This is a genomic window from Streptomyces beijiangensis (assembly GCF_017315755.1).
Classification (GTDB): domain Bacteria; phylum Actinomycetota; class Actinomycetes; order Streptomycetales; family Streptomycetaceae; genus Streptomyces; species Streptomyces beijiangensis.
The window spans coordinates 1-310 of record NZ_JAFLRJ010001077.1 but is presented as its reverse complement, the minus strand read 5'-3'; the positions used below and the strand labels follow the sequence as shown (position 1 = coordinate 310).

At 73.9% G+C, this 310-nt stretch carries 1 protein-coding gene; it reads left to right on the top strand.

The window, feature by feature from the left end:
• Nucleotides 1–266: SIS domain-containing protein (locus J0695_RS40625; RefSeq protein WP_277990113.1), on the top strand; the 266-nt coding region annotated here is incomplete at its 5' end.
• Between the last annotated feature and the right edge of the window lie 44 nt (nucleotides 267–310).

Below are 310 nucleotides of genomic sequence, written 5' to 3'. Positions count from 1 at the left end.
CGGAGGCGGCCACGGACGACAGCCCGGACGACTTCTTCCGCGACCGCGTGGACGACCCCCAGACCCTGCGCCCGCGCGTCGTACTGCTCCGCGCACGCCCGGCCGGAGGCCTCACCGCGGCCCCGGCCGCCCGCGAACTCGCGCTCGCCCACGACGCGCCCATCAGCGAACTGGAACCGGAGGAGGGCGTCGAGCTGGAAGCCCTCGCCGAACTCATCGCGACCACGGACTTCGCAGCCGTCTACCTGGCGCTCGCCTCGGCATAACAGCCCAGGCACCCAAGCCAGCACCCCCTGCACCCCTGCACCCC